At 53.9% G+C, this 25930-nt stretch carries 29 protein-coding genes; 4 read left to right on the top strand and 25 right to left on the bottom strand.

Annotated elements, in window-relative coordinates:
- Position 1: 1 nt before the first annotated feature.
- From OGV38_RS02420 to OGV38_RS02330, 19 genes are all read right to left on the bottom strand, one after another.
- The gene (locus OGV38_RS02420; protein WP_286472902.1) at positions 2–1231 is read right to left on the bottom strand and encodes a beta-ketoacyl-ACP synthase; all 1230 of its coding nucleotides are present in this window, start codon (positions 1229–1231) and stop codon (positions 2–4) included.
- Positions 1228–1959, bottom strand: a complete 732-nt coding sequence (locus OGV38_RS02415) for a 3-ketoacyl-ACP reductase FabG2 (protein ID WP_016157679.1) — start codon at positions 1957–1959, stop codon at positions 1228–1230. The genes OGV38_RS02420 and OGV38_RS02415 overlap by 4 nt, the downstream gene beginning before the upstream one ends.
- Complete coding sequence (locus OGV38_RS02410) at positions 1956–2432, bottom strand: hotdog family protein (protein WP_016157678.1); 477 nt, start codon at positions 2430–2432, stop codon at positions 1956–1958. Before OGV38_RS02410 ends, OGV38_RS02415 begins: the two co-directional genes overlap by 4 nt.
- A complete protein-coding gene (locus OGV38_RS02405; protein ID WP_269519516.1) occupies positions 2429–3598 on the bottom strand; it encodes a beta-ketoacyl-[acyl-carrier-protein] synthase family protein in 1170 nt (389 codons plus the stop codon). The genes OGV38_RS02410 and OGV38_RS02405 overlap by 4 nt, the downstream gene beginning before the upstream one ends.
- A 1-nt stretch (position 3599) precedes the next feature.
- Positions 3600–4274 carry a DUF3261 domain-containing protein gene (locus tag OGV38_RS02400; protein ID WP_077249789.1) on the bottom strand — a complete coding sequence of 225 codons (675 nt, stop codon included), beginning with the start codon at positions 4272–4274 and terminating at the stop codon, positions 3600–3602.
- Positions 4271–6589: an MMPL family transporter gene (locus OGV38_RS02395; protein WP_269519513.1), complete on the bottom strand. Its 2319-nt coding sequence runs from the start codon at positions 6587–6589 to the stop codon at positions 4271–4273. The genes OGV38_RS02400 and OGV38_RS02395 overlap by 4 nt, the downstream gene beginning before the upstream one ends.
- Entirely contained in the window at positions 6558–7163 is a 606-nt protein-coding gene (locus OGV38_RS02390) for a LolA family protein (RefSeq protein ID WP_269519511.1), read from the bottom strand. The genes OGV38_RS02395 and OGV38_RS02390 overlap by 32 nt, the downstream gene beginning before the upstream one ends.
- Entirely contained in the window at positions 7160–7582 is a 423-nt protein-coding gene (locus OGV38_RS02385; protein ID WP_003827529.1) for an acyl-CoA thioesterase, read from the bottom strand. The genes OGV38_RS02390 and OGV38_RS02385 overlap by 4 nt, the downstream gene beginning before the upstream one ends.
- Before the next feature lie 3 nt (positions 7583–7585).
- A complete protein-coding gene (locus OGV38_RS02380) occupies positions 7586–9277 on the bottom strand; it encodes a glycosyltransferase family 2 protein (RefSeq protein ID WP_047415917.1) in 1692 nt (563 codons plus the stop codon).
- Positions 9268–9621, bottom strand: a complete 354-nt coding sequence (locus OGV38_RS02375; protein ID WP_269519508.1) for an ApeI family dehydratase — start codon at positions 9619–9621, stop codon at positions 9268–9270. The genes OGV38_RS02380 and OGV38_RS02375 overlap by 10 nt, the downstream gene beginning before the upstream one ends.
- Positions 9608–10969: an AMP-binding protein gene (locus OGV38_RS02370; RefSeq protein ID WP_286472901.1), complete on the bottom strand. Its 1362-nt coding sequence runs from the start codon at positions 10967–10969 to the stop codon at positions 9608–9610. Before OGV38_RS02370 ends, OGV38_RS02375 begins: the two co-directional genes overlap by 14 nt.
- Positions 10966–11547, bottom strand: a complete 582-nt coding sequence (locus OGV38_RS02365; RefSeq protein WP_286472900.1) for a COG4648 family protein — start codon at positions 11545–11547, stop codon at positions 10966–10968. Before OGV38_RS02365 ends, OGV38_RS02370 begins: the two co-directional genes overlap by 4 nt.
- A 6-nt stretch (positions 11548–11553) precedes the next feature.
- Positions 11554–11805, bottom strand: coding sequence for an acyl carrier protein (locus OGV38_RS02360; protein WP_016154855.1), 252 nt, complete (start codon positions 11803–11805; stop codon positions 11554–11556).
- A 12-nt stretch (positions 11806–11817) separates the two neighbouring features.
- On the bottom strand, positions 11818–12075 hold the full coding sequence (locus OGV38_RS02355; RefSeq protein WP_016154854.1) for a phosphopantetheine-binding protein: 258 nt from the start codon (positions 12073–12075) through the stop codon (positions 11818–11820).
- Positions 12056–12889 (bottom strand): lysophospholipid acyltransferase family protein, encoded by an 834-nt coding sequence (locus OGV38_RS02350; protein WP_085951091.1) that lies wholly within the window; start codon positions 12887–12889, stop codon positions 12056–12058. Before OGV38_RS02350 ends, OGV38_RS02355 begins: the two co-directional genes overlap by 20 nt.
- Positions 12868–13590, bottom strand: coding sequence for a beta-ketoacyl synthase chain length factor (locus OGV38_RS02345; protein ID WP_269519504.1), 723 nt, complete (start codon positions 13588–13590; stop codon positions 12868–12870). Before OGV38_RS02345 ends, OGV38_RS02350 begins: the two co-directional genes overlap by 22 nt.
- 40 nt (positions 13591–13630) lie before the next feature.
- Entirely contained in the window at positions 13631–14692 is a 1062-nt protein-coding gene (locus OGV38_RS02340; protein ID WP_016157670.1) for a class I SAM-dependent methyltransferase, read from the bottom strand.
- Positions 14693–14760: 68 nt separating this feature from the next.
- Entirely contained in the window at positions 14761–15138 is a 378-nt protein-coding gene (locus tag OGV38_RS02335) for a hypothetical protein (RefSeq protein WP_029139728.1), read from the bottom strand.
- A 470-nt stretch (positions 15139–15608) separates the two neighbouring features.
- On the bottom strand, positions 15609–16655 hold the full coding sequence (locus tag OGV38_RS02330; protein WP_016154849.1) for an AI-2E family transporter: 1047 nt from the start codon (positions 16653–16655) through the stop codon (positions 15609–15611).
- Between the two features lie 133 nt (positions 16656–16788).
- Here OGV38_RS02330 and OGV38_RS02325 point away from each other — a divergent pair, with 133 nt between their 5' ends.
- On the top strand, positions 16789–18006 hold the full coding sequence (locus OGV38_RS02325) for an MFS transporter (protein WP_016157668.1): 1218 nt from the start codon (positions 16789–16791) through the stop codon (positions 18004–18006).
- 3 nt (positions 18007–18009) lie between these two features.
- On the opposite strand, the gene OGV38_RS02320 is transcribed toward OGV38_RS02325, so the two are convergent.
- Together OGV38_RS02320 and OGV38_RS02315 are read right to left on the bottom strand one after the other, a co-directional pair.
- Complete coding sequence (locus OGV38_RS02320) at positions 18010–18567, bottom strand: DcrB family lipoprotein (protein ID WP_016154847.1); 558 nt, start codon at positions 18565–18567, stop codon at positions 18010–18012.
- Positions 18568–18639: 72 nt separating this feature from the next.
- Positions 18640–19305 (bottom strand): 7-cyano-7-deazaguanine/7-aminomethyl-7-deazaguanine transporter, encoded by a 666-nt coding sequence (locus OGV38_RS02315; RefSeq protein WP_016154846.1) that lies wholly within the window; start codon positions 19303–19305, stop codon positions 18640–18642.
- Between the two features lie 168 nt (positions 19306–19473).
- Between OGV38_RS02315 and tusA the strand changes: the two genes are divergently transcribed.
- Positions 19474–19719: a sulfurtransferase TusA gene (tusA, locus tag OGV38_RS02310; protein ID WP_003827551.1), complete on the top strand. Its 246-nt coding sequence runs from the start codon at positions 19474–19476 to the stop codon at positions 19717–19719.
- Positions 19720–19765: 46 nt separating this feature from the next.
- Here tusA and zntA read toward each other — a convergent pair whose 3' ends face one another.
- Both zntA and OGV38_RS02300 read right to left on the bottom strand, forming a co-directional pair.
- Positions 19766–21964, bottom strand: coding sequence for a Zn(II)/Cd(II)/Pb(II) translocating P-type ATPase ZntA (gene zntA / locus OGV38_RS02305; RefSeq protein WP_131405421.1), 2199 nt, complete (start codon positions 21962–21964; stop codon positions 19766–19768).
- Between the two features lie 74 nt (positions 21965–22038).
- Positions 22039–22665 (bottom strand): lysoplasmalogenase, encoded by a 627-nt coding sequence (locus tag OGV38_RS02300; protein WP_016154844.1) that lies wholly within the window; start codon positions 22663–22665, stop codon positions 22039–22041.
- Between the two features lie 141 nt (positions 22666–22806).
- Here OGV38_RS02300 and OGV38_RS02295 point away from each other — a divergent pair, with 141 nt between their 5' ends.
- Positions 22807–23181: a DUF2500 domain-containing protein gene (locus OGV38_RS02295; RefSeq protein WP_016154843.1), complete on the top strand. Its 375-nt coding sequence runs from the start codon at positions 22807–22809 to the stop codon at positions 23179–23181.
- A gap of 84 nt (positions 23182–23265) precedes the next feature.
- Here the strand turns inward: OGV38_RS02295 and OGV38_RS02290 are convergent, their stop codons facing one another.
- Together OGV38_RS02290 and rsmD are read right to left on the bottom strand one after the other, a co-directional pair.
- A complete protein-coding gene (locus OGV38_RS02290) occupies positions 23266–23541 on the bottom strand; it encodes a DUF1145 family protein (RefSeq protein WP_016154842.1) in 276 nt (91 codons plus the stop codon).
- Complete coding sequence (rsmD, locus tag OGV38_RS02285; RefSeq protein ID WP_016157666.1) at positions 23531–24127, bottom strand: 16S rRNA (guanine(966)-N(2))-methyltransferase; 597 nt, start codon at positions 24125–24127, stop codon at positions 23531–23533. Before rsmD ends, OGV38_RS02290 begins: the two co-directional genes overlap by 11 nt.
- Positions 24128–24403: 276 nt before the next feature.
- Here rsmD and ftsY point away from each other — a divergent pair, with 276 nt between their 5' ends.
- On the top strand, positions 24404–25930 hold the full coding sequence (gene ftsY / locus OGV38_RS02280; RefSeq protein WP_222186591.1) for a signal recognition particle-docking protein FtsY: 1527 nt from the start codon (positions 24404–24406) through the stop codon (positions 25928–25930).

Genomic DNA, 25930 nt, shown 5'->3' with positions numbered 1-25930 from the left:
ATCAGGGCCAACGTTTAATGATGATAGAAGTATTTATGCCGCCAAACGCAAAGTTATTGCTCTGCAAAAATTCGCAATCAATCTTGCGGGCTTTACCCATAATGTAATCCAGCGCTCCACAATTAGCATCTGGCTGACTCAAATTTAGCGTAGGCGCAAACCAGCCTTCTCGCATCATTTGCAGACTCATCCAGGCCTCTAGTGCGCCACAAGCGCCAAGGGTATGTCCAAAATAGCTTTTAAGCGAGGATAGCGGCACATTATCACCATAAATTGCAGCAGTTGCCTGACTTTCTGCAATATCACCGCGATCGGTTGCGGTACCGTGAGCTGAAATATATCCGATATCGCGGGCGCTAATACCGGCCATATTTAGCGATTTTTCCATGCAAATCTGCATTGTTTCGCGCTGTGGCTGGGTGATATGGGCAGCATCGCAGTTAGTGGCAAAGCTAACGATTTCACCATAAATCGTTGCTCCGCGCGCTTTAGCGTGTTCCAGCTCTTCCGGCACCAGCGTACCTGCGCCTTCTCCGATGACCAGACCATCGCGTTTTTCATCGAACGGGGAGGGGGTGGTTTTCGGCTCGTCGTTGCGCTGGCTAGTAGCGAACAGTGTATCAAACACGGCGGCTTCGGAAGGGCACAGTTCTTCTGCACCGCCGGCGACCATCACTGTTTGATAACCGTGCCGAATGGCTTCCCATGCGTAACCAATTGCCTGGCTACCGGATGTGCAGGCGCTGGATGTCGGAATGACTCGCCCCCGAAGACCAAAAAATAATCCAGTGTTAACGGCAGTGGTGTGCGGCATCATTTGCACGTAGGTCGTGCCGGTGATGTTATTAGTATGCTTCTCGGTCAGCATGGTCGCGAACTCGCTCACTGGACCGGTACTACCGGTTGATGAACCATAAGCGATCCCGGTTTCACCGTTAGTCAGTACCCGATCGCCAATCAGCCCGGCCTGCTCAAGCGCCAGCTCTGTTGCGCGGGTGGACATCAGCGATACGCGACCCATGGCGCGAATTCGCTTGCGGGTATAGTGTTCCGGTAGAGTGAAGTCGTCGATCGGCGCACCCAGCAGTGTGTGCAGTCCGTCATAAACCTGCCACTCCGGCATTTTGCGTACCGCATTTTCATATGCCAATAACCTGGCGGAGACAGCCTGCCAGTTTTCCCCAAAGGCGGTGACGCCGCCCATGCCTGTAATCACGACACGACGTGTCATAACATCCCTCCATTGATGGAAATCACCTGGCGAGTTACATAGCCCGCCACATCCGACATTAAATAACTGGCAAGCCCGGCCACTTCTTCAGCCTGACCTATCCGTTTCATGGGGATCATCGACATCGCCTCTTTCAATGCGGCTTCTTCCATCTCGATCATCCCGGTATCAATGAGTCCCGGTGCAATGCAGTTTACGGTAATTTTGCGTTTTGCCAGTTCGATGGCCAGCGCTTTAGTGGCACCAATAATTCCGGCTTTTGCAGCACTGTAATTGACCTGACCACGGTTGCCCATCACGCCCGAAACCGAAGACAGTGTGATGATACGGCCCCCCTTGCGTGCGCTGATCATCGGCATAATGCACGGATGAATGACGTTGTAAAAGCTGTCGAGGTTGGTATGGATCACCGCATCCCAGTCGTTATCACTGAGCGCAGGGAAAGCGGCATCACGAGTGACCCCAGCGTTGCTAACAATGCCGTACCATGCGCCGTTTGCCTCAATATCTTGCGACAGTATTTCACGGCACTGCTCGCGATTGGCAACATCAAATGTCAACAGGCGCCCTGCGCCGCCAGCGGCGAGGATAGCATCCAGCGTTTCTTGTGCTCCTTGCACATCGCGATGATAGTGTACGCCGACCACAAAACCGTCCGCGGCCAGTTGTCTGGCGATGGCGCGACCGATACCTTTGCTGGCACCCGTAACTAAAACTGAACGGCTCATGTGGACGCTCCTTGTTGAAATAGCGTGTTAATTTCTTCTGATGTCGGCTGGAAGGTGTTGACGCGACCGGTTGCCAGCGTCTCGTTGTCTGCCTGGATGGCACATTCAAAGCTACCGAATCGTGCATCCTGCATCAGCAATTTGACATGGATGCTCAGCTTCTTCCCGGCAGGCAGAACACCTGTGGCACAGACTAAGTCACGTGCGCCCAGTACCATGCCTAACGTAATACTCGCCTGACCTTGTTGCTGGCGGTGCCAGCCAGACCAGACGCCAATGGTCTGCGCCATCAGTTCCAGTGCGAACCAGCCAGGTAGATTGCCATCGGGGTCGAGGAAAGGGGCCAGTACGCTGTTTGCTGATACCGTCACGTGGCAGATGGCGGTTTCGTCCGCCACACTGACGACCTCTTCAAGGAGCAGCATTGGCGCATCATGCGGCAAATAGTCGCCCGGTGATAAATAGTGGCTCATGAGATTCTCCCGAGCAGGATGCTGGCATTATTACCGCCGAAGGCAAACGAATTTGACAAGATAACCGGGCGAGTCAGTGACTGCGGCTGTTCAATGATGCCGCAGGCTGGCAATGTTTCATCGCGTGGTGACTGGCTAAAATCCTGCGGTGGTAGCGGCAGGTCGCGTTGCAGAATCAACACACCGATAGCTGCTTCGGTGATCCCCGCGGCGCCCAGTGTGTGCCCGGTCAGGTGTTTGGTTGAACTGCACGGGACCGTTTCGCCAAATAGCGCGCTCACGACGTTGGACTCAATCTGATCGTTTAGCGGTGTGGCGGTACCGTGCAGATTGATATAGCCCACATGTTCCGGCGTCATTCCTGCGTCGTTAAGCGCCTGGTCGATGGCGCGAATGGCACCTTCCCCCTGTGGATGGGGAGCCGAAATATGGTACGCGTCGCTGGATTCGCCGACGCCAAGGAGCGCGATAGGCTGTGGCTCGCGGGTTAATACCATCAAGGCGGCGCCTTCGCCAATGGTGATCCCACAACGGTCGCGGCCAAACGGCTGACACAGTGTTGGGGAGAGTGATTCCAGACTGTGGAATCCGTTGATTGGCATTCGGCTTAGCGTATCCGCACCGCCGACAATGGCGATATCGACCAGACCAGATTCGATCAAACGACGTCCGCTCATGATAGCCCTTGCACTGGACGAGCAGGCGGTTGAGAGCGTAAAGGCCGGGCCATCCAGCGCCAGCCAGTGGCTAAGAAAACGCGACGGATCGCCCAGTTCCTGTTGCGGATAGCGCCAGTCAGTGCTCTCTTTGCCGTTGAGCATCAAATCAACGTGAACGTCACCCTCATCCAGGCCGGAGGTGCTGGTGCCGAGAACAACAGCAATACGATCGCGACCAAATCGGGCGATAGCGTCGTCCACCTGCGGCTGGATTTGCATCAGTGCTGCCAGCAATAGCTGGTTGTTGCGCGAACGATGAGCGCTAAAGTGCTGAGGAATAGCGGGTAACTCACCGTCAACGCCTGCTAACACGGCGGATGGGTGTCCTTGCAGCCAACCCGTGCGCGGGCGCATTCCCGGCGCTATGCCACGAGTGAGGTTGGCTGCGATTTCATCAGTGTTATTGCCCAACGCGTTAATTATGCCAACGGCAGAAATGTAGATCATCTCAGTCACCCAGATATTGAATGGTGATGTGGTATTTAAAAACGTGCTGCTCAATGCTGATCGGTTCGCGTTTTCCTCTTCGATTCAGATACGTGATTTCCGTGACCACTTTGCCGCGTGCATTGCGCAGCTCACGCTTATCACCCGTATCGACGAGCGTCCAGCCTGTGGGTAATTGCGGTTGCCAGGTGCTAATCGGCCAATGGCTAAGCATCACGTCAGCCAGCACCTGGCTGGCTGGCGGCAATTGTGGAACGATGATCGATTGCTCGGTGTGCAGTCCTTTTTCATCGTAAGTCACGAGGAACAGGCGAATGCCGACTGATGACAGCCCGGCAAGTGTGATTTTCTTGTCATCAGCATTGAGCATGACCAACAGTGACTGAGTTTTGCCGTTAAAACTACCGGTTAGTAGTTGTTGCGAATTCACCGCGGGAGAAATCCCCGGAGCAGGTAGCGTTACACGAATACCCGGCTCTAACCAGGCTTGCGGGCGGCCTTTCTGTTCCGGCTGTGAGTGGCTGCAACCTGCCAGCAGCAACGTGGCGACGAGCAGGCCCCGTCGGATGGCGCTGCGCTTATCCGGTCTACAAATGGTGTGCTGACGTAGATCGGATAAGGCAATGCCGCCATTCTGCAAAAGCCCACTCAACCAACGAAATATCGGTTTACTCATCGTTTTTTCTTCTCTCTTTTCGTTGGCATCGCCAGCGGTGACAGCAAAAATGCGGTGAAAATACCGCTTACTAGCACAATGCCAAAACTGCTGATTGCCTGAGTGGCACTAAAGACCAGCATGCCGAGCGTCAGGAGCGTGGTCATCATCGCCAGCGTGATAGCCAACAGCGACGTCAGTGGCGTACCGCGTGGATTACTGAAAAACAGCGTGTAGTTAATGCCAATTCCCAGTACCAGCACCAGTGCCAGCAGCGAGAACAAGTTGAGCGCATGACCGCTCAGGGCCAGTACTGCCAGACCACAACCTAAAGACAGCACTGAGGGCACCAGGCTAATTAAGCCCTTACGCCAGCCAAGCCGAATGATGGCGCCACAGGCAATCACCGCCAGCGCAATGCACAGCAGGCCGGTCAGAATATGGCGATAAAGGGCAAACAGGTTGTCAAAGCTGCTCTTGCGATCCACCCACGCCACGCCGGAATATTTCGCGCTGAGCGTATTTAAAGCATCACTTTGTTTCACCCCTTCAACGGGAACCAATACGCTGCTTTCGCCATCAGCCAGAGACAGCCATAGCAAGCGCCAGCCTTCACTGGCTGGGCTGGCAAGCCAGGCTTCGACGGTTACCGGCATGGCGCTAAGATCGGGGTTCACCGTTGCCAGCCCGGCGTTGTTTAGGGCTTTCGTGATGGCGGGAGAAGCATCTTTTAGCAGAGAGAGATCCTGGTGTTGCCGGGCGAGTGAATTGAGCGGAATAGTGCGATATCCGCTGAGTAACCCGTCTTTTTTTGCCTGTTCCAGCGCGGGGGTAAAGGTTTCCAGCCGCTCCAGCGTTTGCTGAGCGGATTTGCCGTACACCACAAACCACTTCTGGTCGACGCTTTGCCCGGTCAGGGCGGTAATCGCTTTTTCCTGAGCGAGAATTTCCTGCGGCAACGCCTGTAACTGGGAGATATCATCATCTACGCGCAGCGTCGCTATTCCTGCCAGCGAGAACAACGCCAGTGCCAGCGGCAGGCCAACGGAGAGTTTTTTATTGCGTCGCCATGCAGCAAGCCAGCGTAGCATGAGTACCATTGCCGGCACCGGGCGTACCGGCAACCGACGACACAACCACGGGTGCCAGAAAATGACCGTCAGGCAGGAGGCACTCAGACCTACCGCCGCGAATACCGCCATCTGGCGAATACCGGGGAAGGGGGCCAGCATCATAATCAGATAAGCCGCTACGGTGGTGAGTAGCGCCAGGAGCAGGGCATTGCGCACTTTGGCAAGGCTTTGCCATGGCGATGTTTCCGCACCGTGCACCATTCGTTCGGTCAAATAGTAGAGCGTATAGTCGGCGGAAATACCGATGATGCTCATGCTCATCACCAGCGTCATCAGATGGAGCTCGCCAAAAATCATCAGCGTGACGACGGTCCCCGCCAGCGCACCAATGCCAATCGAAATCAGGCACAGCAGCAGCGGACGCAGCGAACGAAATACAGCCACGATGAGCAGGATCACCCCGAGCACAGTGGCTATGCCGAGAGTAGAGATATCTTTTTTCGCCTGCTGGCTGGCGTAATCGCTATAGAACAGCGTCCCGCGAGACAGCAGTTGAGCCTGTGGATAGTGGGCTTTGAGCTCACCTTCCAGCGTATTCAACGTGGTGACCAATTGGTGCGTCTGTTGCATATCAAACGATGAACCGGTCAGTTCGCCATGTAACAGATACCAATAGTTGCCTTGTTCATCCTGGGTGACCAACCAGCCGTCCATCAGGCGCAGACGCTGCCCAGTTTTGACCATGGCCAGCTGCGAGCCACGCATCAGCATGAAGGGATCGTTTTGTAGCTCTTTGCCACTGACGCCGGAGAATGCGGAGTAAAGTTGGGACAGGATCCACTGGCCCTGCGCTTCGCCGCCGTTTTGCAGCCGGGCGCGGGTCTCGTTATCTATCAGGCCGTTACGATGTTGCCAGAAGAATACCCCCCAGGCCTGCTGGCTGTCGGCATCCATTGGACCTTTTACCTGGGCTAGCGCGTGCGATTTTTGCAGTAAAACCAGCCAGTCCCGGGCTATCGCTGGGTTCGGTTGCTTACCGGGACTCACCAGCCAGACCACCTGACGGTCAAGGCGCTGCATAAATCCCTCGTTCAGACCTGGAGGTATAGCGCCCAGCGTCTGCTTTGGCAACATGGCCAGCACGCTGCTGTTAAGGCGGGCCTGAGGTAGCAGCGTCAGAAAGATGCCCAGCAGAAGCAGGCAGATGACTCCCCATAACAGCGCGGGACGTTTACTGGGCGGCAAAGCGTTGGCGTTCGTCATCGGTCAGTTGCGCTGGCGTTAGTTGGTGTTGGGAAAGCGCGATATCGGTGCGATCGCCCTGTTTATCATTGAGCTGAATGCTCTCCAGGTAGGTCTTTCCTGCTAAATCAATCGTCGCAAAAATCTTATCCAGCGGTGTGGTGATTGGCGTCAGGCGTAGCGTCCAGCTACCTTCTCCTAAGTCTGCGAACTCCACGCGGAAGTTTTGTTCCAGCACTTTACGATCCGCCTGGAATAACGCCCGCAGCAGATGATTAAACTGGAACATTTGCGGGTTATTCTCAGCGGTAACGGTCTGCGGTGGTTGACCGTTAATTGCCTGAACCATCCGCTTGTCATCCAGCAGCAGCTGCATCGGGAACGGGGACGTTTGATCCCACAGCAACCCCTTGTCGCGGGCGATCAACATCTTGCCCTGAGATCGCAGCGGTTGTGGTAGATCCTTTATCGTCCGGGTTTGATCGAAGTGGGCGCGAACCACCGGTTGTTCGGTAAAACGCTGTTGTAGGGAGTCGAGCGTCAGGGCACTGACGAAAGGGCTGACGAGCAGCACGAGCAATGGCCATAATTTCATGGTGTCACTCCCATCCGTTCAAACAGAATATCCGGGCTGACAAAGCACAGTTCACGGCTTTTTTCGTCGACGGCGACCTGGATGGTGTAGCCTGTTGTAGCACGTTTACCTGTTTCGGCATCAAAAATTTCGTAGCCGATTCGCAGGCGATTTTCGTACTCTTTAATTTGGGCGCGTACACGGATACGCTGCTCGAAAGTCAGCGCATTGCGATACTTCACCCGAGTGTCGACCACGGGCCACAGATAGCCAGATTCTTTCATCTGCCGATAGCCATAATCGAATTGGTTCAGCAGTGCCTCACGGGCAATCTCGAAGTAACGGAAGTAGTTACCATGCCACGCTACGCCCATCATATCGACGTCGTGAAACGGAATAGTTAGCTCGACTTCAGCCGTAAAACGGGGATCGTTAAGCACCCTTTACTCCTTGTCATTGGTGTCCGGCAGTTGCCAGAAATCGAAAAAGTTAAACCAGTCGAGGGGCGACTGAAGCGCATAGTGCTCAAGGCGTTCGGCGTATCGATCGACAGTATTCTGTAATGCCTGTTGTCGTGTGGCGCGCGGTAAGAGCAGCGGGTCGGCAAACGGTTCGCAGTAGATGTGGAGTTTCTCCTGCTGGCGCAGGGCAAAAATCAGATCTACAGGGCAGCGTAAAATAGACGCAAGAATAAACGGGCCCTGAGGGAATGGCGCGTTTTGCCCCATAAAGCGGCTCCAGCACACACGCCACTCGCCGCCGCGTTGGGGATTGACTGCGATGCGATCGCCTACGATGGCTACCCATTCACCGCGCTCCAGTTTCTCTTTGAGCAGAATGGCAGTATCTGGACCAATACTGTTCACCGGGAGCAGATTTAATCCAGCCTGCGGCGCCATCTCTTGCATGATCTGTTTAAAGCGTTGGGCGTTATCGCTAAATACCAGCGCATTGATTGTTTTACTGCCCTGTAGCTGGGCCAGTGCCCGACAGGCTTCGACATCGCCAAGATGTGAAGCCAGCAGCAGTTTTCCCCGAGGATCGCTGACATTTAGCGTTTTTTCTGCGCCTGGTGCAAAAATCACATCGCGACCGAAGTGCAGTTCACCGCGCCAACTGGCAATCTTATCCAGCATCGCGCCGCCAAAACGCAGGAAATGCTGATAACTGGTCAGGTTTGGCGGTACTGGCATCCGGCGTGTGATCAGTTGCGCTCTTACGCGGCTAATCCAGCGTTGAGAGGCTTTTCGGGCAGTTGAAGCGCTGAGCCAGTATACGCCGACGACCGGATACAGCAGCAGGGAGAAGGCTTTGCGGCCCAGTACACGCCAGACCAGCAGCATCAGACGCATTCCCCACAACCCTTTGACTTCCTGCTGCTGCGCCCAGTGAGTCGATGAACGACGACACAGCAGGGAGGGGATGCGCGGCAACATGCCAAAGAACAGGCGAGTGTGCATCAATGAAATGTGCAGATTGTCTTTAAGCGCGTCGAAATGGGATAGCCCGTCCTGCGGATAGGTGACTCGCGTGGGGATAAAATAGCTGGTGTTGCCTTGCCAGTAGAGGCGCACCATCACTTCAGTATCAAAATCCATCCGTTTGCCAAGCGTTACACGCTGTGCCAGTTGCAGCGTGGGAGCCACCGGATACACCCGGAAGCCGCACATACTGTCTTTGAGCTGCAACGAGAGCGTTTCTATCCACACCCAGATATGGGTTACCCAACGACCGTACAGGCGCGAGCGAGGAACCGAATCATCGTAAATCGGTTGTCCGGAAATCAGTGCTGTCGGATGTTCTTTTGCCAATGCAAGCAGCCTGGGAATATCTTCAATGGCATGTTGCCCGTCGGCATCGACCTGCACTGCATGACTGAACCCGGCATCTGCTGCCGTCTGCATTCCGCGAATAACCGCCGCGCCTTTGCCTGCGTTGATGGGCAGGCGAATTAACGTCAAATTGCTGTATTCTGCCGCCAGGCGTGCCAGTTCATCTCGTGTAGTCTCGTCGCTGCCATCGTCCACCACAATGCAGGGGAGATTGAACGGCCGAAGACGATCCAACACGTCCGACATCATCGCGCCGTGGTTGTAGCAGGGGATCAACACGCATGGGGAAAAGGTCAACGGCATAACCGAATCTTCCCGCTGCTGGCGGTATGGCGCACGTCACCGTCGTGGCGCTGGTAGCTAAAAGTGAGCATCTGACGCGCTTCCTGCCAGCTCAGACTCAGGGTGACGGTGGCCTCTGGCAATAGTGGTGACTGGAACTTCACGTTTTGAATACTGTGGAAACGCCAGCCAGGGACCAGCAGCGTGGTGGCGTAATCCATCGCCCAGTTTAGCTGTGCAACGCCCGGCAGCAGTGGCTGTACGCTAAAATGCCCGCTGAACCAAAACAGAGAAGGGGCGAGTTGTAAAACAATCTCAGCCTGATGAGGCAGTGCCTGATGGCGCTCGATTTCATGGGGTTTCATGAAATAACTCCTGTAATTGCGCATAGACACGCTTGTTCATACTGTTGACCGGAATCTCATCAATCACCCGCCAGTAGCGGGGAACAGCGACCGGCTCCAGCCAGGGCAGCAGCGAACGTCGCCAGGTCAGTTCTTGCGGTTTACCACCGCACTCAAGCCAGCGTTGCCGGGCTTCGTCATCCAGTACCAGCAGGACACCAACGCCCTGACGTCCTCCGCGTGAGACGGGCAATGCTGCGACTTCACGGATACCGTCCAGTGCCAGTAAACGTTGCTCCACTTCGCTGAGTGAAATGCGTTTCTCTTCAATCTTGACCACCCGCCCGCGTCTGCCCATCAGGCGGAACTGTCCGTTTTCGATAAACTGAAGAATATCATCGAGTAACAGGCCATCATCAGCTGCAATTAGTGGTGAAAACACACGAAACGCGTCGTCTTCTGACTGGAATCTGACTCCGGGAAAAGGCAGCCATGTCACATCATCCTGATGGCGATAGCGCCACGCGAGGATTCCGGTTTCAGTGCTGCCGTAGATCTCATCGGGCCAGACATTCAGCCAGTCAGCAGCCTGCTTGACGTCCTGCCAGGACAGCATGCCGCCCGCGGAAAGAATCAACTCGATTGGCGGCGGTGTCAGGTGGTGGTCGAGGCGTTTCAGAAACGCCGGACTGCTGATAAACGCATACCGATGATCAGGGCTCAGTGCCGCCAGTTGTTCGGCATACCAAAGCATCGCCGCATGCAGCGGGAGGCCTAAAGCCATCAGCAAGAAGATACGAAACGTCAGACCATACAGGTGTTGCGGTACCACTGACGCGACGACCCGGCAACCTGCCAGACGATCAGCAAAACGCGTAGCGAGCAATGCTGCTTCGCTATCCAGACGAGCAATCGGTTTGATTACGCGTTTCGGCTGGCCGGTCGAACCGGAAGTGAATAGCTCCACAAAGGCGTCACTGCGTATTATCGGGAACGTGATGTCGTGGGCCACAGATGTCATGGCAGAGCTGACCACTCGCAGCGTTCCCTGCCAGTCCAGCGCTTTATCGCTCAGTACGCCATCAAACAGCAAGTGCTGCTCGTTTAACAACGAGACGCGACAATGTCCCGGGATCACCGGTGTTTTGCCAGCATGGAGCGTTGCCAGCAACGCGACGATGAATAAATAGCTGTTCTCGAAGCATAATGCCCAGCGTTCACCTTCCTGCTGCTGCAGTTGCGTTATCAACTGGGCCACATCATGGCGCAGATGGCCAAGTGTCCACGTATGATCTTCTTGCCACGCAACAGGAATGTCGTCCGGTCGTGGGGCACAGAGCCATTGAGCAAGTGTGAGGGGCTGCTTCATTGGGTATCTCGCTTTATCACCAGTTGGCGAACTAACCACTCGCCTACCATCAATGTTCCCATCAGCAGATAGGAAACCATACCGTTCCAGGTCGTCCACAGGGTCATATCGCCATTCAATGCAGTAAAGAGCGCAACGCTGCCATTGATGATGAAAAAGGCGCACCAGATTAGTGTCACAAGGTACGTGTAGCGCACGCCTGCTTTGGGCAGATTTGGTTCGCGCAGCCGCGCCAGACGTTCAACGATGGGCATCGCTGACCACAGAGAACCACCAAAAACCGACAGCATGACGGCGTTTACCACTACGGGATAAAACAGCAGCAGCTGGTGCGTTTTGAGCAGATAACTGGCAATGCATAAGGTGATACCCGCGATCACCACTACCTGTGTCACGACGCGCAACGGTCCCGCCTGTCGCCGGACCTGGCGAAAGCGTAAAAAAAGGAGTAGCGCCATTAACGGCAGCAACCAGTGCAGACTGTTATGCGCCAGGCCAAACCAGATCAAAAACGGCCAGGCCAACAACAGTAGACCTGTCAGCAGTTGTACGACTGGCAGGGAGCGAGTGCCTGACACGGTGAATTACGCTTCTATGAGAAGGCGTTCAACCGCATCGACGACATCTTGTACGGTGCGTACTGCTTTGAACTCTTCCGGCTTGATTTTCTTACCGGTTTTCTTTTGAAGATGCACGATCATGTCGACTGCGTCGATGCTGTCGAGTTCCAGATCTTCGTACAGGCGCGCCTCAGGCTTAATATCTTGCGGGTCAACTTCAAACAGCTTGACCAGCAGTGAGGAGACTTCTTCGTAAATGGCTTTTTGTTCGGTCATAACGGACTATCCTCAGGCACGTTGCGCGTGAATGAAAGATGCCAGCGTGGCGACGGAGAAGAAGTGCTGACGCATTTCTTCGCTCTCCGCTGAGAGGACCACGCCATACTCGTTTTTCACCGCCAGACCCAGCTCCAGGGCATCGATTGAGTCCAGGCCTAAGCCATCGCCAAAGAGTGCCGCTTCGGTTTCAATATCGTCAGCTGTTAGTTCGTCGAGATTCAATGTCGTTATAATGAGATTTTTGATTTCAAGATAAAGCGCTTGCATCATTAATTCCTGAAAGAGGTAAAGTACCTGGTTGTAATTGAAGCAAAAGATGCCGGTTCAACTGCCTTGCGGCCAGCGCCGGTTCTTGTGAATTTGCGTCGTAAAATTGGTCGATCTTAACCCGCTCGTGTACTGAAATGGTAAACATGGGTTTTACCGATGGGACGTCGTACCATTGGCTTTCTTTGTTCAGCATTTGTTCACTGCATTTAATGGTCACTATGCGTAAATCACTGCTGCAGCGCACGGCGATATTCGCCGCACCACGCTGTAACGTCATTTCCTCTCCGGGGCGTGTACGGGTTCCCTCGGGGAAAATTAAAATAGTATCGCCTTGTTCCAGACGTTGCTGGCACGCGGGCAATAGCGCGTCAGCCTGGCTGTTAATCAGATAATCTGCCGCCCGGACCACGCCGCTGAGGAACGGATTTTTTAGTAGTGCACTTTTCACCAGACAGTCGGTTTCGGGCATTACCGATGCCAGTAGCACGTAATCGATGAGCGTCGGGTGGTTGGCGACGACCAGGCATCCTTGTTCATTGCGTAAAATATCTCGTCCTTCAATTTGGTAGTCCAACACACCAAGCCGTTTCGCCACCGTTAAAAAGAGGCGAAAACTGGCGGCGATGCTGCGTCTGGCGATACGCCGACGTCGGGCTTTATCCCATATCGCGATCAGCAAGACGTTAAACCAGAACGTAGAAAGAAGGAGTCCGCCGAGGCCAAACAGGGCAAAGCAAAGACCGGTCATCACCAGTCGCCATACCCGGTTAAGCCGCAGGAGCATCGTGTTCATCCCTGACTCCACTGCCATTGTACGCGTTCGCCAGACAGGGTAAACGCCTCGGTATCTTGCAAGTAATGTTGTAAAAACAATAGGCTTTGCGGCAACGTTGTCTCACCCCGCCCGCAGTGCGGACGGGTTTCACATTGCCAGCTATCACCGGATTCAATGACCAGCGCGACGGCAAACGGCCATGTTGGCATGTCTGGTGGTAACTGTGGGTGATAAAACTCGGGCAGAAAACCGTCGAAATCGACCATCAATACGCGCTGATATCCCGCCTGCAACAGCCCGATGACTTCACATAGCCCTTGCTGGAACGTATCCCTGCCAGCAGAAAGCGAGGAGGAGGCAATCGGTTTTTTCGCAGCGATCGTCAGGTTACCCACAGCAGAGTTATGTACAGAGAGGGCAAAATCGGTTGGTGAGAGTGCCTGCCCAGTCGCCAGGGCGTGCAGGATCCTGTAGTTACGCTCCAGTTCACCATGGCGGCTTGTATACAAAACAGCATTGATATCATGGCGGCGTAGCATCGCCAGCCCACAATCGACGGCCAGTTTGCTGCCGGAACTGAGTCGGCGAGCCGTCATCATCGGTAACTCGTTGAGCTTAGCCAATGGCGCAGTGGGATCGATGGCGTGCGAAAGCCGTGACCATTCATGCCACTGTTCTGTTTCGCTTAACCCTGGCGCCCTGGCCTGCCAGTCTATAATGTTGAAAGCAAATTTCATCAACGCGTATCCGCGGTAAATCGGTTGTTCCGATTGTTTCTTATTTTTTCTTCTGACATATCAATAAAGTATGCCCAACACCTAAGTTGTCGTGGCGTTCATCTACCTGAAAACCTGCCAGATTCAGATAGTGATAAAACCTCTCTACGCTGTAGAAACGGCTGTTGCCATTCGCCATACAGGTAAAATAAAGCGAAGACGCATTCAGGCTAAATGAGGCCGCTTCAAATTTTTGGGCATCCCAAAACAGTTCCATAATGAACAGCTTCGCGCCCGGTTTCATCACCCGGGCAACGTTGCGCAGCATAGCGATAATTTGTTCCGGAGAAAAACAGTCCAGAAATTGACTCATCCACCAGATATCAGCGCCGGCAGGTAAAGGCGAGTCGCTAAGCATATCCACAGCATGGAAATTTATGCGATGAGATAATCCTGCATTTTCTATATTTTCGCGGGCAAGTGCAATTTGTTGCGGCAAATCTAATAGGGTGACAGTAATATTGTCATCATGTTGACAACAACGTAATGCCCATTTCCCGGTATTTCCGCCGACATCGTACAGGGTTGCAGGGGCGCTGGCGAATACATATGGCAATGCGGCATCAAATGCTCCATCTGAATAGTAATGATCGAAAGCAAACCAACTTTCACGCGCAGCCAGCGGTAATTGTGATAGTGCAGGATAGATTGTTGACCAGTCGCCAAAAGTTTTTAACCCTGCGGGTTTTCCTTCTTTCAGTGCATTTTCCAGATAGAACAGCCCCTGATAACAAACATCCTGGGTGAAGTCCATATTCACACGCGTCATCGTGTCATGTAAAAGAAAATGACCGACTTTAGCGAGGTAATAATATCCCTCTTTGTGGGTAATGATGCGCCCACTTAACCCCATATCCAACAGGATGCTGGCGGCATATTCGTTGATGGTGCTGTTTTCGGTAATCTCGTCGAGCGTGGCGCCGCGTTTACCTTGCTTGTCCAGCCAGGTGAGTACTCCAGCATTTCGCAGACACAACGCGGTTTGAAATAGCATAGGGGCAAAGGCGATACGTTGTGCTTCAGTAATGGCATCCAGTGCGCTAAGCGAATCCTGTTCGTACATGTGGGGACAACCTGTTAAATGGCAGATAGTAAGAGTATCGGGCCTTTTCGGCCCGACTTTAGGCGTAATTACAGATTGGCGCCGGCTGACAGATTAAGCTGGATGTCTTTATCCAGATTGCGTACCCAGCGGTTGTAGTTTTTGTGAATCTTTCCACCAGAAGCCTGCAGGTTGAGGCTGCTGTCATATTTGATGTCATAGCTGGTGGCGGTATAAGTGATACGGACTTCAGCCACATGATCGCGGGTTTGTTGGCGAGCTTTAATAATACCTGGTCCGGCTTCGGACATGACCCATTGGCGTTGAATACCGGCTTTCAGGATCGCGGTTTTAACCTGGTCCTGAGTATGTCCCGCGCTCACACTGGTGTGAACTTGATCAATCGGCGCAGTACGTGCACAACCCGCCAGTGCACCGACAACGGCAATGGCTGCAAACCACTTAATATACTGTTTCATTAAAACTCCCTCTCAAAGTACCGTTTATACATGTTAACTTATAAGCTCCGGAATCATGATGCACCCTTTATCACCTGCAATTTTATTTAAACTAAATTAGCGTTTTATTTCACTCTGTTGATAGCGAGGCAATGAGATGACCGGATGATAATATTCTATGACTTTCTTCAACAGAAACTTTTCAGCATCATCATCGGCGAGAAGTATAGATTTTTAGAGAAAACGTATCAAATAAAATAACCTTTAAATCTAAGTGGATAGTTTAAGTTAAATGCTTTGGATGTGTTCATTACTTTTATGTTTTTTGGCAAAGAATAATGCATGTGGATTATATATTTCCTTTATAAAAGAATGAATTCCTTTTCACTCTTTATTTAAGATAAGCCACTGTATATAGCTGTGTTGACGTCATTTTAACGTCAATATGGAAATATAATAACTACCTCGGTTGGTAGTTTTCAGGGTAGCCGACTTTTGGGCCTGCCGGGTCCCAGCAAAATTGCCAGTTTGCTACCGCCTGTGGTGGTTTCCATCCAGATTTTACACACGCTGGTTAACGGCACGGAGAGCAGCATACCTACCGGACCAAGCAGCCATCCCCACACCAACAGAGAGAGAAAGACGATTAGCGTCGATAATCCCAGCCGGTGCCCCATCATGCGGGGCTCAAGGATGTTGCCAATTACCATATGCACCACCAGAAACAGCGCCCCAACCAGCACGCATTCGTAAACGCCGTTGAACAGCAGCGCCTGGATCATGGGTGGAACGGCGGAAATGACCGAGCCAATGTTGGGCACGTAGTTTAGCAGGAATGCCAGCACACCCCACATCAGAGCAAACTGAATCCCCATTAGCGCCAGTCCGAGCCAGACGATGGCACCGGTCCATAAGCTGAGCAACGTTTTCAGCGCCAGATAGTGAGAAACACCTTTCAGCGCCCGATGCAGCCCCGCAATATGGATTTGGGGGTTGTTCAGCGCAAAGCGCAGCTTATAGGGAACATGACGCACCTCAAACAACATAAAGACCACCGTCATCACCAGCAGAACGACGCTGGCCATGGCACCAGAAAGACTTGTCATCAGCGTAGTTGTGAAGGTCATCAGCTTGTCGGAATCCATACGTTGCAGCATGCGCTCCGGGGACATATGCAGATTCAGAAAAGGCACCATCTCTTGCAGATACAGAACCTTGCGCGTCAGCTCCTTATTGTATTTTGGCAGCATGGCCATGAATTCAGTAATGGATGACGCCAGAACGCCGATTAACGCCGTAAGAACGATCAGCATCACCACCACGACTAACGTTATCGCGACTGGCCGACGTACACCCCGGCGAATAAACCAGGTGACCAGCGGATTCAATACAATGGCAAAAAAAAGGGCCAGCAGAAGCTGTACGATGATATCCGCCGCGGCATGAATACCCGCGAGGATCACCACCAGAGCGGCCAGTTTGAGCAGAATGTGCAAACCCGTTTTATCGGGCTGGGCGGTTGTCATGTCGTCTTCCTGTTTGCGTTTTTGCATTAAGTGTAGCGGTTGGCTTGCGACTGATATTCCGAAACTGACTACTGATTTCTGCCCGGCAACATGGTAGAAATGAAACACTGTTGTGAAAACGTGGTGATCCTCCATGCCCGAACCCGTCGCTGAACCGACGCTTAGCGGTTTACGCCTTAATCTGCGTATTGTCTCTGTGGTGATGTTTAACTTCGCCAGCTACCTGACCATTGGTCTGCCGCTCGCTGTATTGCCAGGCTATGTCCATGATGTGATGGGATTTAGCGCTTTTTGGGCAGGGCTGGTCATCAGCCTGCAATATTTCGCTACGCTGCTGAGCCGTCCACATGCCGGTCGCTATGCCGACCTGCTGGGGCCAAAGAAGATTGTGGTATTCGGACTGTGTGGCTGTTTTTTAAGTGGTCTGGGCTACTTCCTGGCGGGCTTCACGAATGGCTGGCCGCTGGGCAGCCTGCTGCTGTTATGCCTGGGGCGCGTGATTCTAGGGATCGGGCAAAGCTTTGCCGGGACTGGCTCTACGCTGTGGGGGGTTGGGGTCGTTGGTTCAATGCACATCGGACGGGTGATTTCGTGGAACGGCATCGTGACCTATGGCGCGATGGCGATAGGCGCTCCGCTGGGCGTTCTGTTTTATGCCTGGGGTGGCTTACAGGGACTGGCGCTGACCGTGATGGGCGTGGCGCTGTTGGCAATACTGCTGGCGCTCCCTCGTCCGGCGGTGAAGGCCAGCAAAGGCAAACCATTGCCGTTTCGCGCGGTGCTTGGGCGTGTTTGGTTGTACGGCATGGCGCTGGCCCTGGCCTCAGCCGGATTTGGCGTGATCGCCACTTTCATTACCCTGTTTTATGATGCCAAAGGCTGGGACGGCGCCGCTTTCGCGCTGACGCTTTTTAGCTGCACGTTTGTGGGGACCCGCCTGTTATTCCCAAATGGTATCAACCGTTTAGGTGGACTAAATGTGGCGATGATCTGCTTTAGCGTCGAGATTGTTGGGTTGCTGCTGGTCGGGATGGCTTCCATGCCGTGGATGGCGAAAAGCGGCGTCCTGCTGGCCGGTGCAGGGTTTTCGCTGGTGTTCCCGGCGCTGGGCGTGGTGGCGGTAAAAGCCGTCCCGCAGCAAAATCAGGGCGCTGCGCTGGCGACGTATACGGTGTTTATGGATTTATCACTGGGAGTTACGGGGCCGCTGGCTGGGCTGGTCATGACCTGGGCGGGCGTGCCGGTTATCTATCTGGCGGCGGCAGGGCTGGTGGCGGTGGCGTTATTGCTGACCTGGCGATTAAAAAAACGGCCTCAGGTGGTGTCACCGGAGGCCGAGTCATCGTCTTAACCGTTACTGGATAACCAGCGTGTTAATGATGTTTTCTGCGGTAGTCTGCGCTTTTTGCTGATCGTCAGCAGGCAGCGTGATTTGCAGAGTCAGCAGTTGGTTATCGACTTTACCCAACACCACGGAAGAGTAAGCGGTCTGGCCTTTGGCCGAGATGATGCTGTCTAACTGCTGCAGCGTGTGGCCTTTCAGCTCAATAGATTTATTGGTGACGACCTGCAACTGCGGGTCGCGGCTACGCTGCTGATCTTCCAGGCGTTTTGCCAGCACAGCCAGGTCTTCGTTGGTATTGTCGCCAACAATCACAATCACCGCTTTCTGGCCGGTTGCGTCAGAATAAACGTGCATATTGTTCGCCTGGGTGCCCAGTTTGCCGCTCTGATCGGTCATATCCGCTGGCAGGGAAAAACTGAGTTTACCGTCCAGCAAGCTGACCGGTTGTCCGGTGGCGCTACTTTCTGCGGCAGCACCCTCTGCTGGCGCTTTTGTATCGCTATTATCACAGGCCGCAAGCCCCATAACCAGCAGGCCAATACCGACATATTTAACCAGATTGCGCATTGACTTCTTCCTTTCGATAAACGGCCATAACGGCTCATTCGTCCATCTTATCACAACTCGGAAAATGAACCTTTAACTCGTCTGCAATGCAGCGATTTCGGATTTATCTGCCAGCCTTTTCAGTAACATATTCAGCAGCACGCCGTACATCGGCAGGAAGAAAATAATGCTGATCAGCACTTTGAAGCAGTAGTCAACCAGCGCGATTTCCATCCAGTGCTCGGCCATAAAGGCATCTGGGCTGCGCCAGAAAGCGATAAAGAAGAAGGCTAACGTATCGCTGATGTTGCCAAACAGCGTGGAAGCCGTTGGCGCCAGCCACCAGCGACGGTTCTGACGTAGGCGGTTAAAGACATGCACATCCAGAATTTGACCCAGCGCGTAAGCCATAAAGCTGGCGGCGGCGATACGGGCGACAAACAGATTAAAGTGCAGCAGTGCGCCGAATCCCTGCCACGATCCCATATAGAACAGTGATGAAACGACATAGGAGATCAGCAGCGCGGGGATCATTACCGCAAAGATGATACGTCGTGCCAACGGTGCGCCAAAAATACGCACGGTCAGATCGGTCGCGAGGAAAATAAACGGAAAGCTGAAAGCGCCCCATGTGGTATGGAAACCAAAAATGGAGATCGGTAGCTGCACCAGATAGTTGCTGGAGGTGATCACCAGCAGATGAAATAGCGATAGCCAAAACAACGCTTTTACGCGTTGAGATTGTGTAAACGGAGTCATATTGTGACCTTTTTGTTGGATGGGGTGAGGGAACCCAATAAAAAACCGTCGCATGATACTGCTTTAAGAGCACATTGCAATGGTTGTTTTTCACGCAATCGTTAACCTGATTGGCTTACGCCACAACAGAGCGTAAAATAACGCCGTTTTTGAATGAACGAGACTACGATGAGCGATCTGTTTACCTCTCCCGACCATACTCTTGATGCCCAGGGGCTGCGCTGCCCGGAACCCGTAATGATGGTGCGTAAAACCGTGCGCGGCATGCAAGCGGGTGAAACGCTGCTGATTGTCGCCGACGATCCGGCGACAACCCGTGACATTCCTGGCTTCTGTACCTTTATGGAGCATGAGCTGGTGGCAAAAGAGACAGACTCTCTGCCGTACCGCTATCTGGTGCGCAAAGGCCAGTAATCTTAGCCGGATGGCGCTAATGCAACTGCCGTCCGGCACAGACGCATTATCCTTTACGTAGTAACCGCAGCGCGTTAGCGGTCACCAGTACCGTCGCCCCCGTATCTGCCAGCACCGCCAGCCACAGTCCGGTTATCCCGAGCAGCGTGGTGACGAGGAAAATCCCCTTCAGGCCTAGCGCAATCGCAATGTTCTGGCGAATATTGGCGTGGGTGGCGCGGGCTAACTGAATCATTTGCACCAGACCACGCAGGCGGTTGTGGGTCAGGGCGGCATCGGCGGTTTCCAGGGCGACATCGGTCCCGCTTCCCATCGCAATGCCAATGGTGGCTGCTTTCATTGCCGGAGCGTCGTTGATGCCGTCGCCGACCATCGCCAGCGGCGACTGTTGGTTAAGATGAGTAACGGCCTGTACTTTATCTTCCGGTAATAGACCCGCTTTGAATTCGAGACCCAATTCACTGGCAATAGCTGCCGCCGCTCGCGGGTTATCGCCCGTCAGAATCACCCCTTTCACGCCAATCTGATTAAGCTCGCTGATGGCGCTACGGGCGTCGTCGCGCAGCGTGTCCTGTAGAGCCAGCACGCCGAGAACGGCATCGTTACGCAGCACCAGCACCACCGTTTGACCCGCGCTTTCCAGCTCGCTTATCTGCCCGGCAAAAGCATCGGCAGGCTGCTTACCGGCGGCGCAAATCAGCACGCGTTCGCCGTTGACCAGTGCTTCAATGCCCGAGCCAACCAGCGCCCGCTGATCTTTTGCGACAGGGATAGTCAGTTCGCGCGTTTGGGCTTCCCGAACAATCGCCTGCGCCAGCGGGTGCGTCGCGCCTTGCTCTACTGCTGCCGCCAGCGCCAGCAGTTCTGCCTCGCCAATACCGCTTGCCGGGTGAATCGCCGTGACGCGCGGTTTACCGACGGTCAGGGTGCCGGTTTTATCAAACGCGACCTGCGTTACCCTACCCAACTGCTCCAGCGCGGCCCCGCCTTTGATTAACGCGCCACGACGCGCCGCGGCGGCAAGGCCAGAGGTAATGGCGGCGGGTGTGGAAATCACCAGCGCACATGGGCAGCCAATCAGCAGCAGCGTCAGCCCTTTATAAATCCACTCCTGCCAGGATGCGGCAAACAGCAGCGGTGGTACAAGGGTGACCAACAACGCAACCGCCATAATGGCTGGGGTGTAAATCCGGCTGAAACGGTCAATAAAGCGCTCAATGGGGGCGCGGCGTTCTTCCGCTTCTTCAATCAATTTCAGAATACGGTCAATGGCGCTGGCACCCGGTTCGGAGAGTACTTCCAGCGTTACCAGACGGTCCACGCTGGTGGCGCCCGCCGGGACTTTCTCGCCGGTGGCGCGCTCAACCGGTATCGATTCGCCGGTCAGGGCGCTTTCATCAAAGCTGGCAAATCCGGAGACCAGCTTGCCATCGGCAGGTAAACGCCCACCCGCGGCAACCTCGATAACATCGCCTGGCTGGAGAGTATTGATAGCAACCTCTTCGCGCTCGCCGTTACGCAGGCGCGTGGCGGTTTCCGGCTTGAGCGCCATCAGTGCGCTGACCCCTTTACGGGCGCGGCTGGCGGCCCATCCTTCCAGGCGTTCGCCAATTAAAAACAGCAGCAGCACCATGGCGGCTTCGGCCGTCGCGCCGATAAACAGTGCGCCAATGGCGGCCACGCTCATCAACGTTTCAATGGCAAAGTAGCTGCCGGTTTTCATCAGACGCAGGGCCTGACGGGCAATCGGATACAAACCTACCAGCGTGGTGGCGACAAATGCTATCTGGCCAAAGGGGTGATTGAACTGCTCCAGCCCCCAGCTAATCGCCATCATGATAATCAGCGAAATCAGCGGCAGGTTCTCTTTAAACCGCGACTCGGGGGCGGCGTCTGGCGCTTGCTCATCGCGCAGGGTATAGCCTGCCTTTTGCACTGCGCTTTCAACTTGCAGGCGGATATCGGAACCCGCGTCGACTACCAGTTTTTCGGTGGCGAACAGAACCTGGACCTGGTTGACGCCGTTGACCTGGCGGACCGCATTCTCCACTTTTCGGGCGCAGGCTGCACAGTCCATGCCTGCCACTTTCCAGGAGTAGCGGGTACCCATTACGGTACCGGATACGGGTGGTGGGGTGGAGCAACTTCCTTCGCAGCAGCAGTCGTCAGCCTTTTGTGGCGCAGGCGCTAGCTTGAAAGAAGAAAATTGTGGGGCTTTTTTGCCACTGGAATCGGGTGTCGACATGGCATCCTCCGGTTGATAATCATTTCATATTAACCGGAGGATACACTCTGGAGTCGACTCCAGAGTCAAGCGTTTTAAAGATACAACGAACGAACAATCAGGAAATGTCCGGCGAAGTAGCAGGCGGCAGCAATTGCGTTATCGGCGCGGAAGCGGCGACGGTAATGGCTACCCAGCCAGACAATGTTGCCGATGAACAGGAGTGATGCGCCCATAAAGGCCGACAGCGCCGGAGCGGTCGGGCGGAAGAACCACAGCTCACCAGCCATCCAGACCATCATCAGCGTGATACCAATAAAGGTACAGATAGCGATGCGTAGCTCTTCCAGTCGCGTCCAGATCACGGCAATCAGCAACGCCCCCAGCACCACCAGCACCAACGGCAAAGGCCAGAAGAACGACAGCGTCATTTGGCTGGCGAAGTAAATGGTATACAGCAGATGCGACAGGAAGAATGCCCCCACGGCATACAAAAGGCGTTGGCGCGGTAACAGCGTCAGCGCATCACCCAGCAGCGAGGCAAGCAGGCCAGCCAGCACCAGATAGCTGACAGCATTAAACATTGGCGCCTGCCAGGCCAGCAGCGCCAGCAGGAGTAAGGTTAGGGGTTTAAAGACCCAGCGTTGCCAGGCGGGCCCACGATAGGAAGCATCCACGAACAACCATGCGGAAAGGCAGACAGCGATAAACGACCAAAGCATCTTAGTTCCTTGAATTCGTTATTTTTTCGTAAGCGGGGTGCTCACGGCTCTACTGTTCAGTGTAGAGGTCGACACTGCCAGATGACAACACCATAACAGGCAATGTATGCTTATTTCCGCATTTTCTGATGGGTTAATAATATGAGCAAACCACCACTTTTCTTCATTGTTATCATTGTATTAATCGTTGTTGCTGCGTCGTTTCGCTTCGTTCAGCAGCGGCGTGAAAAAGCCGATAATGATACTGCGCCGTTAGTGCAAAAGCAGGTGGTGGTGAGTAACAAACGGGAAAAACCGCTTAACGATCGGCGATCCCGCCAGCAGGAAGTGAGCCCGGCGGGGACCAGTATGCGCTATGAAGTCAGTTTTAAGCCACAAAGTGGCGGCTTCGAGCAGACGTTTCGTCTGGATGCCCAGCAGTACCATGCGTTAACGGTCGGGGATAAGGGAACGCTGAGTTATAAAGGTTCGCGTTTTGTTGATTTTACAGTGAACGCTAAGGTTTCATCTGACTGATGCCGGATGGCGGCTTACGCTTTGTCCGGCCTGGAGATTTTGTCGCCCCGGCCTGCTAAGCGCCGCCGGGCGAAAAGATTACAGTTACTTTTTCAACTGATCTTTAATCTTCTTCTGCCAAACCAGTAACTCAAAGACGCCGAACAGAAAAATACGGATTTTCTCTCCGCGGGTCATCTGCGGGCCATCTTTAGGCATGGTGCTTTTTAACAGCGCCAGTTGCATGCCGTGCATCAGCACCATAAAAATCAGTGCGACGTTAACGAAGATGTTAAGCGGGCGTGGAAAGGGTTGGAAAATATTGAGTAGTAAAAATGCCCAGACGCACAACATCAGCAGGCGTCCCAGGTTAATCAGCATCGTGTTCTCCTCGTGCTTCACGTTGGTAAAGGCGATAGGCGACCTGTCCGGCGACTTTTTCACGGTACAGCGACCAGTTCACCGGAACCGGCGGCAAACCGTTTTCTACTTCGCTTTCAACGTAAATATACGCTTCATTTGCCAGCCAGCCATGAGTTTCCAGAAGAGTTAATGTTTCTTCCAGTAATCCTTTGCGAAACGGCGGGTCAACAAACACCACGTTATGCGGCGTACCCGTCTGGGCCAAAAATGTCAGGGTATTGGTGTTGACGACCCGGGCATGGGGGGCTTTCAGCGTGGCGAGATTGTTTTGTAGCTGCTGTGATACCGCGCGATCCATTTCCAGAAGCGTCGCATTTGCCGCATAGCGAGAGAGGGCTTCCAGCCCCAGCGCGCCGCTGCCGGCGAAGCAGTCCAGGCAGTGAGCATCGACCATTACCGGGGCCAGCCAGTTAAATAAGGTTTCGCGTACGCGGTCGGTGGTTGGGCGCAGACCGGGACTATCCGGAACCGGGAGTTTACGGCCACGCCATTGACCACCAATAATGCGGATCTGGCCGCTACCAGAGTGATTCGGTTTTTTCATTTCAATTATTGCTCAATCCGCTGCTGACGTGTCATTCCAGGCGGTGATGTGAGTTAAGTTAACCCGTCGCCTTTCAAGTTACCTCTTCGTTGGCTGCACTTACTCACCCGAATCACTTACTAAAAGTAAGCTCATCGGGATTCGTGCGCTTGCCGCCTTGACGTAACTCGAAATTCATTGGGTATAAGTGATAGACTATTTCATCATTTTTTTAGCTGCTATGTACATAGCGTTGACGCTGTGCCATGAAGCAACAGCGGGGGAGTGTAGTCGCAAATGGCGAAAGAGAAAAAACGTGGCTTTTTTTCCTGGCTGGGCTTTGGTCAAAAAGAGCAGGCACCGGAAAACGAGACAGAATTAAAAAACGAAGAACAACAACCGGTTGCTGAAGAAACTACCGTCGTTGACGAACAGCCGCGCGCCGAGGAAACCCGTAGCGAGGCGGAAACGGAAGCTTTTGCAGCTGAAGTTGTTGAAGTGACTGAACAGGTTGCGGAAATCGAAAAACTGCAGCCGGAAGCAGAACCTGTTGCCAAACAACCGCAGCCGGAGATTGAGCGGGTTGCTGAACCCGCTGCTGAACCCGTTGTGGAAACGCCAGCGGCGACGGTTATCGAACGCGAAGAATTGCCGCTGCCGGAAGAGGTGAAAACCGAAGAGGTTTCTGCCGAAGAGTGGCAGGCCGAAGCGGAAACCGTGGAAATCGTTGAAGCGGTTGAAGAGGAAGCCGAAAACGAACCGCACCTGACTGATGAAGAGCTGGAAGCGCAGGCGCTGGCGGCTGAGGCTGCTGAAGAAGCCGTGATAGTGGTGCCGGTAGAAGAACCTGCCGTAGAAGCACCGACAGAAGAAGAGGGAGTCCAGGAGCAGGAAAAACCAACGAAAGAAGGTTTCTTTGCGCGTCTGAAACGCAGCCTCCTGAAAACAAAAGAAAACCTTGGTTCCGGATTTATCAGTCTGTTCCGTGGTAAAAAGATCGACGATGATCTGTTTGAAGAGCTGGAAGAGCAACTGCTGATCGCCGACGTGGGCGTAGAAACGACCCGCAAGATTATTGCGAATCTGACGGAAGGTGCCAGCCGTAAGCAGCTCAAAGACGCGGAAGCGCTGTACGGCCTGCTGAAAGAAGAGATGGGCGAGATTCTGGCGAAGGTGGAAGAACCGCTGAATGTTGATGGCAAGACGCCGTTTGTTATCTTAATGGTTGGCGTCAACGGCGTGGGTAAAACCACCACTATCGGAAAGCTGGCGCGTCAGTTTGAGCAGCAGGGTAAATCGGTGATGCTGGCGGCGGGCGATACCTTCCGTGCGGCGGCGGTAGAGCAGCTGCAGGTCTGGGGTCAGCGTAACAACATCCCGGTGATTGCTCAGCATACCGGCGCGGATTCCGCGTCCGTCATCTTTGATGCCATCCAGGCGGCGAAGGCGCGTAATGTAGATGTGCTGATCGCTGATACCGCAGGGCGTTTGCAGAACAAATCGCACCTGATGGAAGAATTGAAAAAAATCGTTCGCGTCATGAAGAAGCTCGACGAAGATGCGCCGCATGAAGTTATGCTGACTATCGACGCCAGCACCGGGCAGAATGCAATAAGCCAGGCCAAACTGTTCCATGAAGCCGTGGGCTTAACCGGTATCACCCTGACTAAGCTGGACGGTACAGCGAAGGGCGGGGTCATCTTCTCGGTTGCCGATCAGTTTGGCATCCCTATCCGCTATATCGGTGTGGGCGAACGTATCGAGGATTTACGTCCGTTTAAAGCGGACGATTTTATAGAGGCACTTTTTGCCCGAGAGGATTAA

The organism is Citrobacter sp. Cb080 (genome assembly GCF_030334745.1).
Classification (GTDB): Bacteria; Pseudomonadota; Gammaproteobacteria; order Enterobacterales; family Enterobacteriaceae; genus Citrobacter; species Citrobacter braakii.
This window is presented reverse-complemented; position numbering and strand designations above follow the sequence as displayed.